Raw genomic sequence first — 14328 nt, 5'->3', positions numbered from 1 at the left:
TTTAATTGAGTTACAATTCATCATAAAATCAATTGGCATAACCAATTAACCAATTAACCAATTAACCAATAAACCAATAATCAACAACCAATTAGCATAAAGCCAAAATTATGACTCACCCTTTATTACAACCGCTAAAAATTGGCAATGAAACTGTAACCAATCGCATTTGGCTTGCACCTATGGCGGGCGTAACTGACAATCCTTTTCGTCGCTTGGCAAAATCCTTTGGAGCAGGTTATGCCATTTCAGAAATGATGACTTCCGATGCAACGTTATTTGCCAAGCACAAAACCTTGTATCGTGCCAATTTTGACGGTGAAATTGCGCCAATTTGTGCTCAAATTGTTGGTTCAGAACCAAAAAAATTAGCCGAGTCCGCTCGTTTTCAAGTGGCAAATGGGGCAAAAATCATTGACATTAATATGGGTTGCCCTGCCAAAAAAGTGTGCAATAAATTGGCAGGCTCGGCGTTGTTACAAAATTTGGATTTGGTTAAAAAATTGTTGGAAGCGACGGTTGACGCGGTAGATGTGCCTGTTACCTTAAAAACTCGCTTGGGTTTTGCAAATGGAAATGAAAATATTTTGACACTTGCAAAAATTGCCGAAGATGCAGGGATTAAGGCTTTGACCATTCATGGGCGCACGCGTGAAGATAAATATTTGGGTAAGGCGCGCTATGAACTGATTGCACAAGTGAAACAAAATGTAGCCATGCATGTGATTGCCAATGGTGATATTGATAGCCCACAAAAAGCCAAAGCGGTGTTTGAGATGACAGGGGCGGATGCAATTATGATAGGACGACAGGCTCAAGGCAGGCCGTGGATTTTTAAGGAAATTGCTCATTTTTTACAAACAGGTGAACTGTTGCCACCTCCATCAATAACCGATTTAAAAGAAATTGTACTTACGCATCTACAAGAATTGTACGCGTTTTACGGCGAATATTCAGGCTGTCGAATTGCACGCAAACACATTGCTTGGTATACATCGGGCATTCAATACGCCAATGAATTTCGTCAGGCGATGTACCAAGAAGATAGCACATCTGGACAATTTGCTGTGGTAGAGCGGTTTTTAAGTCAGGCCAGTTATGATTAGCTTGTTTAACGATACCAATGTTATCAATGTCATCAATGTCAAAAAAACAAATACCAATGTCAATCAACATCGGTATTTAAACATCGGTATTTAAACAATCGGTATTTGTTGGTTATTTGCAAAAGCATGAACTAAAAGTTAATTACAAAGCACACGCACCGCCTGCACAGGCATCAAGATCGTCTTGAGTGTCATTTGCACCGTCGCGTGTGTTATGGTAATACAAGGTTTTTATTCCAAGTTTGTAAGCGGTGAGTAAGTCTTGTATCATAGCTTTCATTGGCACGCGTCTATCTTCAAAACGCATAGGATCGTAGTTGGTGTTTGCTGAAATGCTTTGATCAATGAATTTTTGCATAATTGCCACCAAGCGCAAATAACCGGTATTATTTGGCATTTGCCAAAGCAGTTCGTATTGATCTTTTAGGCGGTTAATTTCTGGGACAACTTGTTTTAAAATACCATCTTTTGAGGCTTTTACCGATACCAAACCACGCGGTGGTTCAATACCATTGGTTGCATTGGCAATTTGGCTTGAAGTTTCTGAGGGCATTAATGCCGATAACGTAGAATTGCGCAGGCCGTAGGTTTTGATGGCTTGACGCAATTGTTCCCAATCTAACTGTAAAGGTTCACTACACACACTATCAATATCTTTTTTATAAGTATCAATTGGTAAAATGCCTTGAGAGTAAGTGGTATCAGCAAATGCAGGGCAAGCCCCTTGTTCTTTTGCCAATTTATTAGACGCTTGTAGCAAATAATATTGCAGTGCTTCAAAGGTGCGATGGGTTAAACCTAAGGCCTGTTCATCAGAGTAGCTTGTGTGATTTTTTGCCAAATAATAGGCAAAATTAATCACGCCCACACCCAAGGTACGTCTATTCATAGAACCATTTTTGGCGGCAATAACAGGATAATCTTGGTAATCAAGCAAAGCATCTAGTGCACGCACAATCAATTCAGCAGGTTCTTCGATCTCCGATAAGTGATTAATCTCACCCAAATTAATTCCTGATAGTGTACAAAGGGCAATTTCACCGCGTTCATCGTTAATATTGTCAAGCGGTTTGGTCGGTAACGCAATTTCCATGCACAAATTTGATTGACGAATGGGGGCAAGTGCAGGATTAAATGGACTGTGCGTGTTGCAATGATCAACATTTTGTATGTAAATGCGTCCTGTACTGGCACGTTCTTGCATCATTAAGCCAAACAATTCTTGAGCACAGATTTGTTTTTTGCGAATCGTTTCGTCGTTTTCATAAAGCGTGTATAAACGTTCAAATTCAGCTTGATCGGCAAAAAACGCATCGTATAAACCTGCTACATCGGACGGTGAAAACAAGGTGATATTTTCGCCTTTAATTAAGCGTTGGTACATGGTTTTGTTAATTTGAACGCCGTAATCCATATGACGCACTCGGTTATCTTCTACACCACGGTTGTTTTTTAACACCAATAGATTTTCTACTTCTAAATGCCAAATTGGATAAAACAGCGTGGCCGCTCCGCCACGAACGCCACCTTGCGAACAGCATTTGACCGCGGTTTGAAAATGTTTGTAAAACGGAATACAGCCTGTGTGCTGGGCTTCACCATCACGAATGCTGCTGCCAATGGCACGGATACGCCCTGCATTTACTCCAATGCCTGCACGTTGTGATACATAACGCACAATGGCACTGCTTGTGGCATTGATACTGTCTAAACTGTCGTCGCATTCAATTAGCACGCACGAGCTAAACTGACGGCTTGGAGTGCGTACGCCAGACATAATTGGGGTTGGCAATGAAATTTTAAAACTTGAGACGGCATCGTAAAAACGTTTGATATAATCTAAGCGTACAGCTTTATCGTATAATTTATCATAGCCTGCAAACAAACACATGCCAACGAGCAAGTACAAAAATTGAGGGCTTTCGAACACTTGTTTGCTAACGCGATCTTGTACCAAATATTTGCCCTCCATCTGTTTTACCGCAGCATAGGCAAAATTCAAATCACGATTATGATCAATGTAATCATTTAAAACATTAAACTCATCTTCGCTATAATCTTCTAGCAAATGTTTGTCATATTTGCCAAGTTCGGTCAAACGCTTCACATGAGTGTATAGATGTGGTGGCTCAAATTCTCCGTAAGCGATTTTGCGCAAATGAAAAATTGCCAATCTTGCAGCCAAATATTGATAATCAGGCGTGGTTACCGAGATGAGATCTGCTGCTGATTTGATGATGGTTTCGTGAATGCTTTTGGTGGTAATTTCATTATAAAACTGAATGTGAGAATTGATCTCAACTTGTGATACCGACACATTTTCAAGTCCTTTGGCCGCCCATTCAATCACACGGTGGATTTTTTCAAGGTCAATTTTTTCCAAACGCCCATTGCGTTTTTTGACAAAAATTTCTTCAAAGCGAGTCATAACGGTATCCTTTAATCAGATAAACAGATAAAAACAAGTTGGTTGCGCAAGTCAATTATATAAAAAAGCTAAACAAACCATACCATTTTTCTCATAATTCATAGACAAAAAATCCCATCAGAAAAACTTGACAAAAATTTTTCTGTTTGGTATATCATTCAAGAAGTAGTAGGTTTTTAAGAATTGAAATACTAGATTTAGAGGTAAAGTTGTTTTGCTATGCACAATATAGCCGAAAAATTTTTAAAAAACTAGCTTGTATTTTATTTTTTTTTGTGGTTTTATTTTTGTGGTTTTTGCCAATATGGTCTAATTAATTGATTTTTTTAACAGTTATAAAAGTCAAGCACATATTACAAAAAATGTTAAAAAAATGTTAAAAAAATAGCTGGTGATTGCTAAGTTTTGTTTAAATTGATACAAATTAGCGTTCAGCGAGCATACATTGTTTTGGTGTTTGTTTTTTGTTAAGTGATGTAACGCACGCCCATTTTGGGTTGTTTTTGTCATCGCTTACGCGGTACATGATTAAGGTTTGATTGTTTAGCCAACGATTGGGAAAGCCGATGTTTTCCACAGTGGCTTGGATAATGCAGGGACTTTGGGTTAAGATTTTATCGGATTTTGTTAAAATTTGTAAACGAATGTTGGGATTTTGGCTGTTAAATGGCGTGTTGATCGGACATTGGTGCGTGGTTTGGTAAATGCTCTCGACGCGATTTTGGATATTTTGTACCGTGTCAAAAGTTTCAAACAATACCTCACTGGATTTTTGTTTGGCATAAATTGGCAAAAATTGTACTTGAATGACAAGCAGGGCAAAAGCAAAAAATCCAAACGCAAGTCCCATACCAACAGGGCTGACACCGCCATGCTGTTTTAAATGTGCCAACTGTTGTTCGGTATCTTGTGGGTAAAGTTCAAGTGCATCGGCAATTTCACGCCGTGCGGTACGGTAATAAAACGCATCGCACCAACGTGCCACCATGCTGGCCCAAAATAGCCACACACTCATGCCAATGCCAATCCGTGTCAACATTTGCCAGTCATTTGGCAATGAACCGATGATTAAATATTCACCAATCACCAAAAAAATTGTCATATTTAAATGAATAAAAGACCAACCTGCCACCGAATACACCACACTGTCAAGGTAGCGTTTGCGATACAAAAGCCACGAAAAAGTCATAAAAAACCCCGCCCAATGCCATTTGGCTGAAAGTTTGCCTGCGCGATCAAATTCGGCGAATCGCTTAAGATAATAGGCTTGTGAACGCTTGCCAATAAAGGCTTTATCGTACATAAGGCGTTGGGCGTCGCTAAGGTTGTTTTGCCAAAAGGGCGGCGGTGTGGTTTCTTCGATAAATAACATGACTTGTGAATTTTTGGATTTAAATTGGCAAAAGAATAACATATAATAGCGTAATTTTTAACCAATATCAGATTTTTTTATGAACCGCGAAACTTTATTTTTAAATGCAACTCAAAGCACTGGCAATTTGCCAACAAGCGTCTCAACCAACAGTCCAACAAACAGCCCGGCAAGCAGCTTAAAAAATATCGATAAAAATACGGTAAAAAACGAGATTGATAACGTTGCCAGTCATACGCCCACAAATTTACGCACGATTAATACTTTTATGAAACGCAAAACCCATATGGGCAAAAAGGCACAAATCGGTTTGAGTGATGCGTATCAAAGCTATTTTGCCCAAAAAAATTTAGATGCCATATTGGCGATGGATATTGAGGGTATTGATAATTTGCGTGCATTGTTTAATAATCCTAAACAACCCCTGACGCTTGAAATTGGTTTTGGTATGGGAACAAGTTTGGTAGAAATGGCAAAAGCCGATCCAAAGCGTAATTTTGTTGGCATTGAAGTGCATGAAGCAGGACTTGGCAATTGTGCGTTTTTGGCAGGTGAACAAGGCCTTACCAATCTACAATTAATCAGCGGTGATGCATTGGCATTAATGAAACAATTGCCTAAAAATCATATAGATACAGTGCAACTGTATTTTCCCGATCCTTGGCAAAAAAAGCGCCACTATAAACGCCGTTTTGTGAATACTGGGCGTATGGCTGTGGTTGCGCAAGTGTTAACAGATGGTGGTATTTTTCACGCAGCGACGGATTGGGAGCATTATGCGTTTTGGATGCTGGAAGTTTTAGATGGTTTAGCAGAATTTAACAATGTTGCTGGCAAAGGAGCGTTTTTACCACGCCCTAATTTTCGTCCACTGACCAAATTTGAACAACGTGGCATCAATGAAGGGCGGGTGATTTATGATCTTATGTATAAAAAATTGGCTAAAAAAACTGGCTAAAAATTAACCGAGGGTTGGTTGTTTGCCAAATTTTGCAATAAAATAATCCAACGCTGATACATAGCCCAAAGCCCCTAAACCACAAATCAGTGCATCGGCTTTATCACTAAAAAATGAGTGATGACGAAATGCTTCGCGGCTATGAATGTTAGACAAATGTACCTCCACAAAGGGCTTGTTAATTGCCAATAACGCATCGCGAAGCACCACTGATGTGTGGGTAAAACCTGCAGGATTGATGATCACGCCGTCAATTTTTTCGCTTGCGTTTTGGGTTAATAAACCATGATGATGAATTTTGTCAATCAGTTGGCTTTCGGCGTTAGATTGAAAAAAAGTGAGTTTTAAATCGTATGCCAACGCTCGTTTGCTTAAATCCGCTTCGATATCGGCTAGGGTTTTGTAACCGTAAATTTCAGGTTCGCGTTTGCCTAGTAGGTTTAAATTGGCACCGTTTAGCACCAAAATGTGTTGGTTCATGGTTGTATCCTTGGATTTTATCTTTGGCTTGTAATAAATTTATCTAAAAATTCGTCTAATTTTGTTAAGCGTAGATTGTCAATTGCCAAACCTACCGCTTTGCCTTGTAATGCCGGATCGATGTCGTGAATACCAATGCTGTTTAATAACTGTAATGATTTATCCAGTAAAACTTGTTGTTTGGCTAAATTAAAGCATTGCATGGTGATTAAGGCAAGTTTTAAGGTTGTTGGATTTTTTAACCCATGGTTTTGTTTGATCAAAGCCAACAGTTTTTTGGCATTTAATTGGTTAAAATCCATCAAAGTGGCAAAATTTTGTAATAAAAACTGCCCAAATTGTTGGTATGTTTTTGGCGTTTTTAAGCACTGGCAAAATTGATTAAAGCTGTCAATATTGCTATGTTTGCTATCATATTCTACAAACATAAGAGCCAACAAACCAAATTTAATGTGCAGATTGTCAAACATATGAGCCAGTTGCAAACTTTTGCCAATCATTTGCCAATATTGTGCAGGTTTTGTATTCATTGCCAAGGCGATATTTGGCATGATGACATTTAACACACCCATGTTGTTTAGTGTGTCAAAATACACATCTGCCCACGGTTCTGATAGGGCTTTTAGCGTTTCTGTCCAGACGCGTTCGGCAACCAGATGATTTAATTCACCGCGCTGTTTTATTTTTTTTACCAAGGCTTGTGTTGTATCGGCAATAACAAAACCTAAGGGTGCGTAACGAGTTTTAAAGCGTGCAAGGCGTAACACGCGCACAGGATCTTCGACAAAAGCATAAGATACATGACGTAATTGTTTGTTTTGTAAGTCGGTTAATCCGCCGTAAGGGTCGATAATGTGGCTTTTGGCAAAACCGTGTTTTGGTTGATTGTCAAACAAGCCGTTTACCTCAATTGCCATAGCGTTAATGGTCAAATCACGACGGATTAGATCATCTTCTAAGGTTACCTTAGGATCTGCATGGACACAAAAACCGTGATAGCCGTTACCGGTTTTGCGTTCGGTGCGAGCCAAAGCATATTCATCGTGCGTGATTGGGTGCAAAAACACAGGAAAATCCGCTCCAACTTGGGAAAATCCCTGATTGAGCATGTATGCTGGTGTTGCACCGACAACGACGTAATCATGTTCGCTGACAGGGCGGTTAAGCAGGCTATCACGCACTGCACCGCCGACTAAATAAACACTGATTGGTTTGGTCATGTTGTTTTTTTATTGGTTGATTGAAAAATATGGTTGATTGAAAAATATGGTTGATTAAAATCATGCTTATTTGTTATCAATTTTACTAATGGTAAAACCAGTCATACCAAAAACCAAAGTCAAGATAAAACACAAATAACAAAAAAACGCATAAGGCAAATAACTTAACACACTAACGTTTAACACTTGACTGATAAACACGCCACACACGCTCCACGGTACGAGAGGGTTGATGACAGTGCCAGCATCTTCAAGGGTGCGCGAGAGATTTTTTGGGTGCAAGCCAAATTTGGCAAACAAATCACGAAAGGTATGTCCGCTTAACAACAAACTTAAATATTGTTCACCAATTAAAATATTAATGCCAAGCCCTGTAAAAGCTGTGGCGGCAATAGCGCGGCTGGGTTTGGTTAACAAATGTTTCATTGCATTTAGTAAGGCAGGCAACACGCCTAAGGCTTGCAATAAACCGCCCAATGACAACGCAAGCATGACGATTGCTAAGCTAAAAAACATACTTTCAAGACCGCCACGAGACAGCAAATCAGCGACCACGCCTAACTCTTGTGGGGCTTTAAACCCAGCAAAAAAATAGTTGCCCATATCCTGAATGCTTGGACTGGAATGACTATAAGTAATGCCAATTGCCACCAAAATGCTTAAAATGATGGTGTAAATTGCATTGACGCGTAACACGATTAAACCAATTAACACCACGATTGGCAAAAAAGCACTTAGATGCACCAAATGACTGCTTAGCAATAATTTTTGCATTTGGCTAATATTTGCCAAATTTGCCTGATGCAGTGAGCTTGACAAAACATAAAAAATCAATGCCGACAGCAACCACGCAGGAATGGTGGTGTACATCATGTTTTTGATATGGGTAAACAAATCAATGCCAACGACCGATGAAGCGATCGTCCCTGTATCGGACAGTGGCGACATTTTATCACCAAAAAATGCACCAGATACCACAGCGCCTGCCACAATTGCAGGATCTGCTCCAAATGCTGATGTCATGCCAATAAACGCAACACCAATGGTTGCACAGGTTGTCAGGCTGCTACCTAATGCAATGCCAATAATCGAGGTTAAGACAAATGCTGATAAATAAAATAAATTGGGCGAGATAATTTCAAAACCATAGTACATTAATGTTGGAATCGTCCCTGCACTCATCAAAGCTACCACAAGCAGTCCAATAAAAAAGAACAAATAAACTGCCCCAATACCGCCCATCACACCGTTTGCCATATGTTTTTGTAGCAAATTAAAATCAAGCCCTTTAAATTTGCCAAATGCAAACAACACGCACAACACAACAATCAATGCCAAATGTGGCGTAAAACCAAAACCTATCATCATTATACCCATCAGTGCAACAATGACAACAGCAATGACAACGGCTTCTTGAGTAGAAAGATTTAACAATACCTGATTCATGATAAGTCTTCTTTAATAAATTTTTTAAAAAAACTTTATGGAGTTTTTGGCATTTTAAGCTATCAACCAGTTTAAGCCATCAGCCAATGCAAAAGGCAAAATCCTAAGAAATTGCCTTTAGTTGAAATAGGTAAAATTATTTTGCCAAATCCTGGGCTTGAGTAACTGCAATTGCGGTCATATTCACGATACGGCGCGCGGTTGCTGAAGGGGTTAAAATATGCACAGGTTTGTTTGCTCCAAGCAAAAACGGCCCTAAAGCTGCACTGTTTGTGGCGGTTTTTAGTAAATTGTACGAAATATTTGCCGAGTCTAAATCTGGCATGATCAATAAATTTGCCGAGCCCTTTAGTGTTGAAAAATCAAAGTTACGATTGCGCAAGTTTTCATCTAATGCTGAGTCGCCATGCATTTCACCATCAAATTCAAAATCTACGTTCATTTGGGTTAACAAATGATGCACTTTTCGCATTTTTTTTGCACTGTCAAAATTTGATGTGCCAAAATTAGAATGTGATAACAAAGCCACGCGCGGCGTAATGCCAAGGCGTTTCATCTCATTGGCGGCCAACACGGTTAATTCAGCCAATTGTTCTGCACTTGGATCTTCGTGAATGTAAGTATCGGCGATAAATACGTTGCGCGATTGCATAAGCACTGCGTTCATGGCGTAATATTGACTAACTTTGGCTTGTTTGTCAATCACTTTGGTAACATAACGCAAATGGTGATGATAATGACTAAATGTACCGCAAATCATACCATCGGCATCACCACGCTCGACCATCAATGAGCCAATCAGCGAGGTTTTACGGCGTACATCACGGCGTGCCAATTCTAGGGTAATGCCTTGACGTTTGGTTTTTTGGTAATAAAACTCCACATAGCTGTCATAGCGCGGATCGGTTTCAGGGTAGATCAGTTCAAAATCTTTGCCTGCGTGAATGCGCAAACCTAAGCGTTCAATTTGACGCGTTACAACCTCAGGGCGACCAATCACAATCGGATACGCCAAACCCTCATCAATGACAACTTGTATTGCGCGCAATACATTTTCGTCTTCACCTTCGCAAAATACAATGCGTTTTGGACTTTCTTTGGCTTTGGCAAAAATTGGTTTCATGACAAATGCCGAGTTGTATACAAACTCTGACAGTTTTTGGCGATACGCTTGCATGTCATCAATGGGTAAAGTTGCCACGCCAGAATCCATAGCGGCTTTGGCAACCGCAGGGGCAATTTCTAAAATCAAATTTGGTTCAAGAGGCCCAGGAATAAGGTATTCACGTCCAAAACGTAGGCTTTCATCGCTGTCTTTTTGCCCTGCAATGGGCGTGGCCTCCACATGGGCCATAGCTGCAATTGCTTTAACGCAAGCGATTTTCATTTCTTCATTAACAGTGGTTGCACCAACATCTAACGCTCCACGAAAAATATACGGAAAGCATAAGGCGTTGTTTACTTGGTTTGGGTAATCTGAACGACCCGTGGCAATAATCACATCTGAGCGCACCGCTTTGGCATCTTCAGGCAAAATTTCAGGATTTGGATTGGCAAGGGCAAAAATAATCGGATCTTTGGCCATTTGTTTGACCATGTCCTGGGTAAGCATGCCTGCTGCTGATAAGCCTAAAAACATGTCAACATTGTTCATCACTTCGCTAAGTTTCGTTGCTGTGGTGTCAATTGCATAACGTTGTTTGCTTTCATCTAAATGGTTACGTTGAGTGCTAATAATGCCTTTAGAGTCAGCAACGGTAATGTTTTGTTTGTTTGCACCCAACGCTACGATTAAATCCAAACATGAAATTGCAGCTGCTCCTGCACCCGAACAAACAATTTTGATGTCTTGTATTTTTTTACCTGTAATTTGTAGTGCATTTAACAAAGCGGCCGCGGTAATAATGGCCGTACCGTGTTGATCATCATGAAATACAGGAATGTTCATGCGTTTGCGTAGTTCACGCTCAATATAAAAACATTCAGGGGCTTTAATATCCTCAAGGTTAATTCCGCCAAATGTTGGTTCAAGTGAGGCAATAGCCTCGATAAATTTGTCAGGATCATTTTGGGCAACTTCAATGTCAAACACATCAATGCCTGCAAATTTTTTGAATAAGACGCCTTTGCCCTCCATCACAGGTTTTGATGCAAGTGGGCCGATATTTCCCAGTCCAAGCACCGCTGTACCATTGGTTACGACGCCAACAAGGTTATTGCGAGCGGTATATTTGGCAGCCAGTTTTGGATCTTTTTCAATTGCCAAGCAAGGCACAGCAACGCCCGGTGAATATGCCAATGCCAAATCACGTTGGTTTGCCAGTTGTTTGGTTGGGGTTACTGCAATTTTACCGGCAACAGGATTGGCATGATAGTGTAAGGCTGCTTGCTCAAACTGTTCTTTATCGGTTTTTTCTGAAAATTTTGCTTCTTCCATAGAATACCTTTTTTGTGTTGGGTGATGGTTAAAAATACTAGAATAATAACACATCTCAACAAAATAACAACACCTTTTTGCTTTTCATTCAGCATAAAAAATAGTAGGCTACTATCATGTATGTCATGACAATCCATGTATGCCATGATAACCACCATTAGAACAAACAATACTATAAAGGAACATTTTATGTCAAATTTGCATTTGCATCATCTAAAAAATTCTCGCTCTTTTCGTATTATTTGGCTACTAGAAGAGTTAAGTATTCCTTATCAATTAACCAGTTATGATCGTGAAAATACGCTTGCACCAAAATCGTTAAAATCCATTCACCCAATGGGCAAATCACCGATTTTAACCGATGGTGATAAGACACTCATTGAGTCGGCACATATCATTGAGTATTTGATTGACAATTATGATTTAGCCATTGGCAACAACCCTGAATTGTTGGCAAATTTGGTGATTAACAAACAATTTCGCCCAGATTATGGGACAGTGGCATACGAAAATTATCGCTATTGGTTGCATTTTACCGAAAGTTCGTTAATGCCTTTGTTGATGATTCGTCTGTTGTTTGGCAAAATGATGAAACAATCCCCCATTGGTATCAAACAAGTGGCAAAATTACTAAGCAAAAGTGTGGAGCAGTCTTATTTGCATAAAACTTTAAACGCTGAATTGTTAATGCTTGACAAACATTTGGGGCAACATGACTGGTTGGCAGGCGAGCAGTTTACAGGGGCGGATATTCAGTTGGAATTTGCCATTGATGCCATGCAAAAAACTTGGCAACTTGAACCGTGTTTTGCCAATATTCACAACTGGTTAAAACGCTGTCATGCTCGACCTGCGTATCAACAGGCGGTAGCAAAAGGCGGTGAAAATCAGTTTTAATTTTTGTGTTAAGTTATGCAAAAATTATTGAATTTTTGCATGATAATTGCCCGTATTGTCTTTGGTTACATGGATATTGGCAATCAAGTGCGTTGGTGTGTCTTGTGTGGATTTTCCCATAACCACGCTTTTGGTTAAAACCACGCCTTGTTTATTGGTGGCAATTTGTACCGTGGCTGTGCGTCCATCTGCTTGATTATAATTGGCAAGTTTAATGGTGTAAATGCCCTCTTGGAGTTTATTTTTATCGCAACTTGCAAAATAATGTTCAGGGCCAAAACCGTGTGTGTTATCCACATCAAGATAACCTGCACGCCCTTGTGGGTTTTTATAAAAAACTTGCATACTGGGTTCAAAGGCGTGTAAATCCACATCACCTGCACCGTCCCATGTCAATGTTGTGGTAAAAAAACCTTGCGAGGCTACGGCTTTGGGTTTTTCTAAAGTGTTAAAAGAGGTATGCACGTAATCGGCAATTTTGGCAGAAATGGTTAAATTTTTGTTTAAATAAATTTCTAACAATCCATGCCCTAAAAAATCTTTTTTACCATTTAGTCCTGCAGGCCTACGCAAGTATCCGGGAATGACATCGGTGATTGGTGGAACTTGACCTACCAGTCTTAAACCATTAATGACAAGATCTTTATCAGCCAACACATGTTTGCCATTGGTGATTAACGATGCAGGGGCAATGTGTATCAGTTGCACCGAAGAAGCGTCCATTTTTGTTCGTGCATATTGATAAGCAGGGTTGGCAAACAAATTTCCTTGAGAATGGGCAAATAATAGCACTTTATAACCCTCCAATGCCCAAGTGTCAATTCTGGTTTGGTGTTCTTTATAGTCTGCCAACGTGAGTGGATTTTTAGATGGTTTGGTGAGTTTTTCAATGATCCATTTTTTTTGTATCTCCATAAAAGAGTCAAGGGTTTTGGCTAATCTTGGTGCAATTTTTTTAATTTTATCCAAAAAACCACCCTCGCCACGAATAGCCTCAAAAAACAGTTCAAATCTACCTTTTAATACAGGGCTTTGTTCAAGCAACCTTTGTTCAAAAACCTCTACAAAATCAGAAAAACCGTTGGTTTGGTTGTAAAGCAGTTCGTATTTAATGGCTTCGCCTTTTGGTGTTGTGTTGCCGTATAGCTTTTCTAAATAGTATAAATTTTTATTTGCTTGTGCTGATGTGGTTCGAACGCCATTTAAAAATCCAAATACTATCCCTTGGGATTGGCAAGCATTATTTGCTGGTGCTATGATTTCTGCTTGAGCTGTAGATATCAATGAGCTGTTTGTAACCAAGGTCAATAAAACCACTGCAATAATATGCTTATTCATCACAAGACTCCTTTTCGTCCATTAAGGTGCTTACTGTACCATCTAGTGCTTTATCGTATGCCAAATAGGCTAATAACCGAGGTTTTGTATTGGTGGTTAAAGATTCTAATTCTAAAATAATATTATCATCAAAATTAGGGTTTTGGTCTGCAAGGTAAAAAATACAACCACTGTTTTTATCCATTTCCAATGAAAGTTTTTTTGCCTCAAGCCGTCTTGTTTCTTCATCAGCTATCTTACCAACGGTCAAGGATTTTTGCATGGATTTTGCAATTTTTTCTACAACCTTTTTTTGTACAGGATCGGTGAATTTTTTTGCAATGTAAGTATCAATGTCATCACGAATGCCATTGTCATCACTGTCTGTGCCTAACAGGGCATTGCTTCTATCAAGGTTGTCTTGCGTGTCTGCTTGTGGCTTGTCAGGCAATTCTGCTACAGAAGAAGAGGGTTTGTTTTGTGGTGGGTTGGGCTGATTGACATTGCCTTGCGTGCATGCTGTGAGTAAACTTATGCCAAATAAAACCATCATAAGATGTTTCATAAAAACTCCTGTATAGATATCCCTGTATCAGATGTTAAGATAAACGAAATGATGAATTAAGCGTAACATACTATTTTAGCTTTGTCTATGCAATTTAGAAAA

General features: G+C 39.5%; 11 protein-coding genes. 3 read left to right on the top strand and 8 right to left on the bottom strand.

What is annotated here, in order from left to right:
• Positions 1-110: 110 nt before the first annotated feature.
• Positions 111-1106, top strand: a complete 996-nt coding sequence (dusB, locus tag MOMA_RS08045) for a tRNA dihydrouridine synthase DusB (RefSeq protein WP_009502033.1) — start codon at positions 111-113, stop codon at positions 1104-1106.
• Positions 1107-1248: 142 nt separating this feature from the next.
• On the opposite strand, the gene nrdA is transcribed toward dusB, so the two are convergent.
• Positions 1249-3534 (bottom strand): class 1a ribonucleoside-diphosphate reductase subunit alpha, encoded by a 2286-nt coding sequence (gene nrdA / locus MOMA_RS08040; protein WP_009502032.1) that lies wholly within the window; start codon positions 3532-3534, stop codon positions 1249-1251.
• 424 nt (positions 3535-3958) lie between these two features.
• Positions 3959-4948: a DUF2628 domain-containing protein gene (locus MOMA_RS08035; protein ID WP_009502031.1), complete on the bottom strand. Its 990-nt coding sequence runs from the start codon at positions 4946-4948 to the stop codon at positions 3959-3961.
• A gap of 37 nt (positions 4949-4985) precedes the next feature.
• On the opposite strand from MOMA_RS08035, the gene trmB reads away from it, so the two are divergent.
• Positions 4986-5864, top strand: a complete 879-nt coding sequence (gene trmB, locus MOMA_RS08030; RefSeq protein ID WP_009502030.1) for a tRNA (guanosine(46)-N7)-methyltransferase TrmB — start codon at positions 4986-4988, stop codon at positions 5862-5864.
• A gap of 3 nt (positions 5865-5867) precedes the next feature.
• Here trmB and aroQ read toward each other — a convergent pair whose 3' ends face one another.
• The 4 genes from aroQ to MOMA_RS08010 form a co-directional block, all read right to left on the bottom strand.
• The gene (aroQ, locus tag MOMA_RS08025; RefSeq protein ID WP_009502029.1) at positions 5868-6344 is read right to left on the bottom strand and encodes a type II 3-dehydroquinate dehydratase; all 477 of its coding nucleotides are present in this window, start codon (positions 6342-6344) and stop codon (positions 5868-5870) included.
• A 17-nt stretch (positions 6345-6361) separates the two neighbouring features.
• Positions 6362-7564 carry a polynucleotide adenylyltransferase gene (locus tag MOMA_RS10070; protein WP_009502028.1) on the bottom strand — a complete coding sequence of 401 codons (1203 nt, stop codon included), beginning with the start codon at positions 7562-7564 and terminating at the stop codon, positions 6362-6364.
• Positions 7565-7630: 66 nt separating this feature from the next.
• Complete coding sequence (nhaC, locus tag MOMA_RS08015) at positions 7631-9010, bottom strand: Na+/H+ antiporter NhaC (protein ID WP_009502027.1); 1380 nt, start codon at positions 9008-9010, stop codon at positions 7631-7633.
• A gap of 136 nt (positions 9011-9146) precedes the next feature.
• Entirely contained in the window at positions 9147-11447 is a 2301-nt protein-coding gene (locus tag MOMA_RS08010) for an NADP-dependent malic enzyme (protein ID WP_009502026.1), read from the bottom strand.
• Between the two features lie 189 nt (positions 11448-11636).
• Here MOMA_RS08010 and MOMA_RS08005 point away from each other — a divergent pair, with 189 nt between their 5' ends.
• Entirely contained in the window at positions 11637-12344 is a 708-nt protein-coding gene (locus tag MOMA_RS08005; protein WP_009502025.1) for a glutathione S-transferase family protein, read from the top strand.
• A gap of 24 nt (positions 12345-12368) precedes the next feature.
• On the opposite strand, the gene MOMA_RS08000 is transcribed toward MOMA_RS08005, so the two are convergent.
• A complete protein-coding gene (locus MOMA_RS08000; protein ID WP_009502024.1) occupies positions 12369-13682 on the bottom strand; it encodes a membrane protein in 1314 nt (437 codons plus the stop codon).
• Positions 13675-14226, bottom strand: a complete 552-nt coding sequence (locus tag MOMA_RS07995) for a hypothetical protein (protein ID WP_009502023.1) — start codon at positions 14224-14226, stop codon at positions 13675-13677. The genes MOMA_RS08000 and MOMA_RS07995 overlap by 8 nt, the downstream gene beginning before the upstream one ends.
• Positions 14227-14328 lie beyond the last annotated feature (102 nt).

The sequence above is a fragment of the Moraxella macacae 0408225 genome (assembly GCF_000320365.1).
In the GTDB taxonomy this organism is placed as follows: domain Bacteria; phylum Pseudomonadota; class Gammaproteobacteria; order Pseudomonadales; family Moraxellaceae; genus Faucicola; species Faucicola macacae.
This window is presented reverse-complemented; position numbering and strand designations above follow the sequence as displayed.

What these genes read in the sequence shown, in the direction of transcription:
- dusB (WP_009502033.1), top strand. Translation starts at nt 111, where the DNA reads ATGACTCACCCTTTATTACAACCGCTAAAAATTGGCAATGAAACTGTA.
- nrdA (WP_009502032.1), bottom strand. Translation starts at nt 3,534, where the DNA reads ATGACTCGCTTTGAAGAAATTTTTGTCAAAAAACGCAATGGGCGTTTG.
- MOMA_RS08035 (WP_009502031.1), bottom strand. Translation starts at nt 4,948, where the DNA reads ATGTTATTCTTTTGCCAATTTAAATCCAAAAATTCACAAGTCATGTTA.
- trmB (WP_009502030.1), top strand. Translation starts at nt 4,986, where the DNA reads ATGAACCGCGAAACTTTATTTTTAAATGCAACTCAAAGCACTGGCAAT.
- aroQ (WP_009502029.1), bottom strand. Translation starts at nt 6,344, where the DNA reads ATGAACCAACACATTTTGGTGCTAAACGGTGCCAATTTAAACCTACTA.
- MOMA_RS10070 (WP_009502028.1), bottom strand. Translation starts at nt 7,564, where the DNA reads ATGACCAAACCAATCAGTGTTTATTTAGTCGGCGGTGCAGTGCGTGAT.
- nhaC (WP_009502027.1), bottom strand. Translation starts at nt 9,010, where the DNA reads ATGAATCAGGTATTGTTAAATCTTTCTACTCAAGAAGCCGTTGTCATT.
- MOMA_RS08010 (WP_009502026.1), bottom strand. Translation starts at nt 11,447, where the DNA reads ATGGAAGAAGCAAAATTTTCAGAAAAAACCGATAAAGAACAGTTTGAG.
- MOMA_RS08005 (WP_009502025.1), top strand. Translation starts at nt 11,637, where the DNA reads ATGTCAAATTTGCATTTGCATCATCTAAAAAATTCTCGCTCTTTTCGT.
- MOMA_RS08000 (WP_009502024.1), bottom strand. Translation starts at nt 13,682, where the DNA reads ATGAATAAGCATATTATTGCAGTGGTTTTATTGACCTTGGTTACAAAC.
- MOMA_RS07995 (WP_009502023.1), bottom strand. Translation starts at nt 14,226, where the DNA reads ATGAAACATCTTATGATGGTTTTATTTGGCATAAGTTTACTCACAGCA.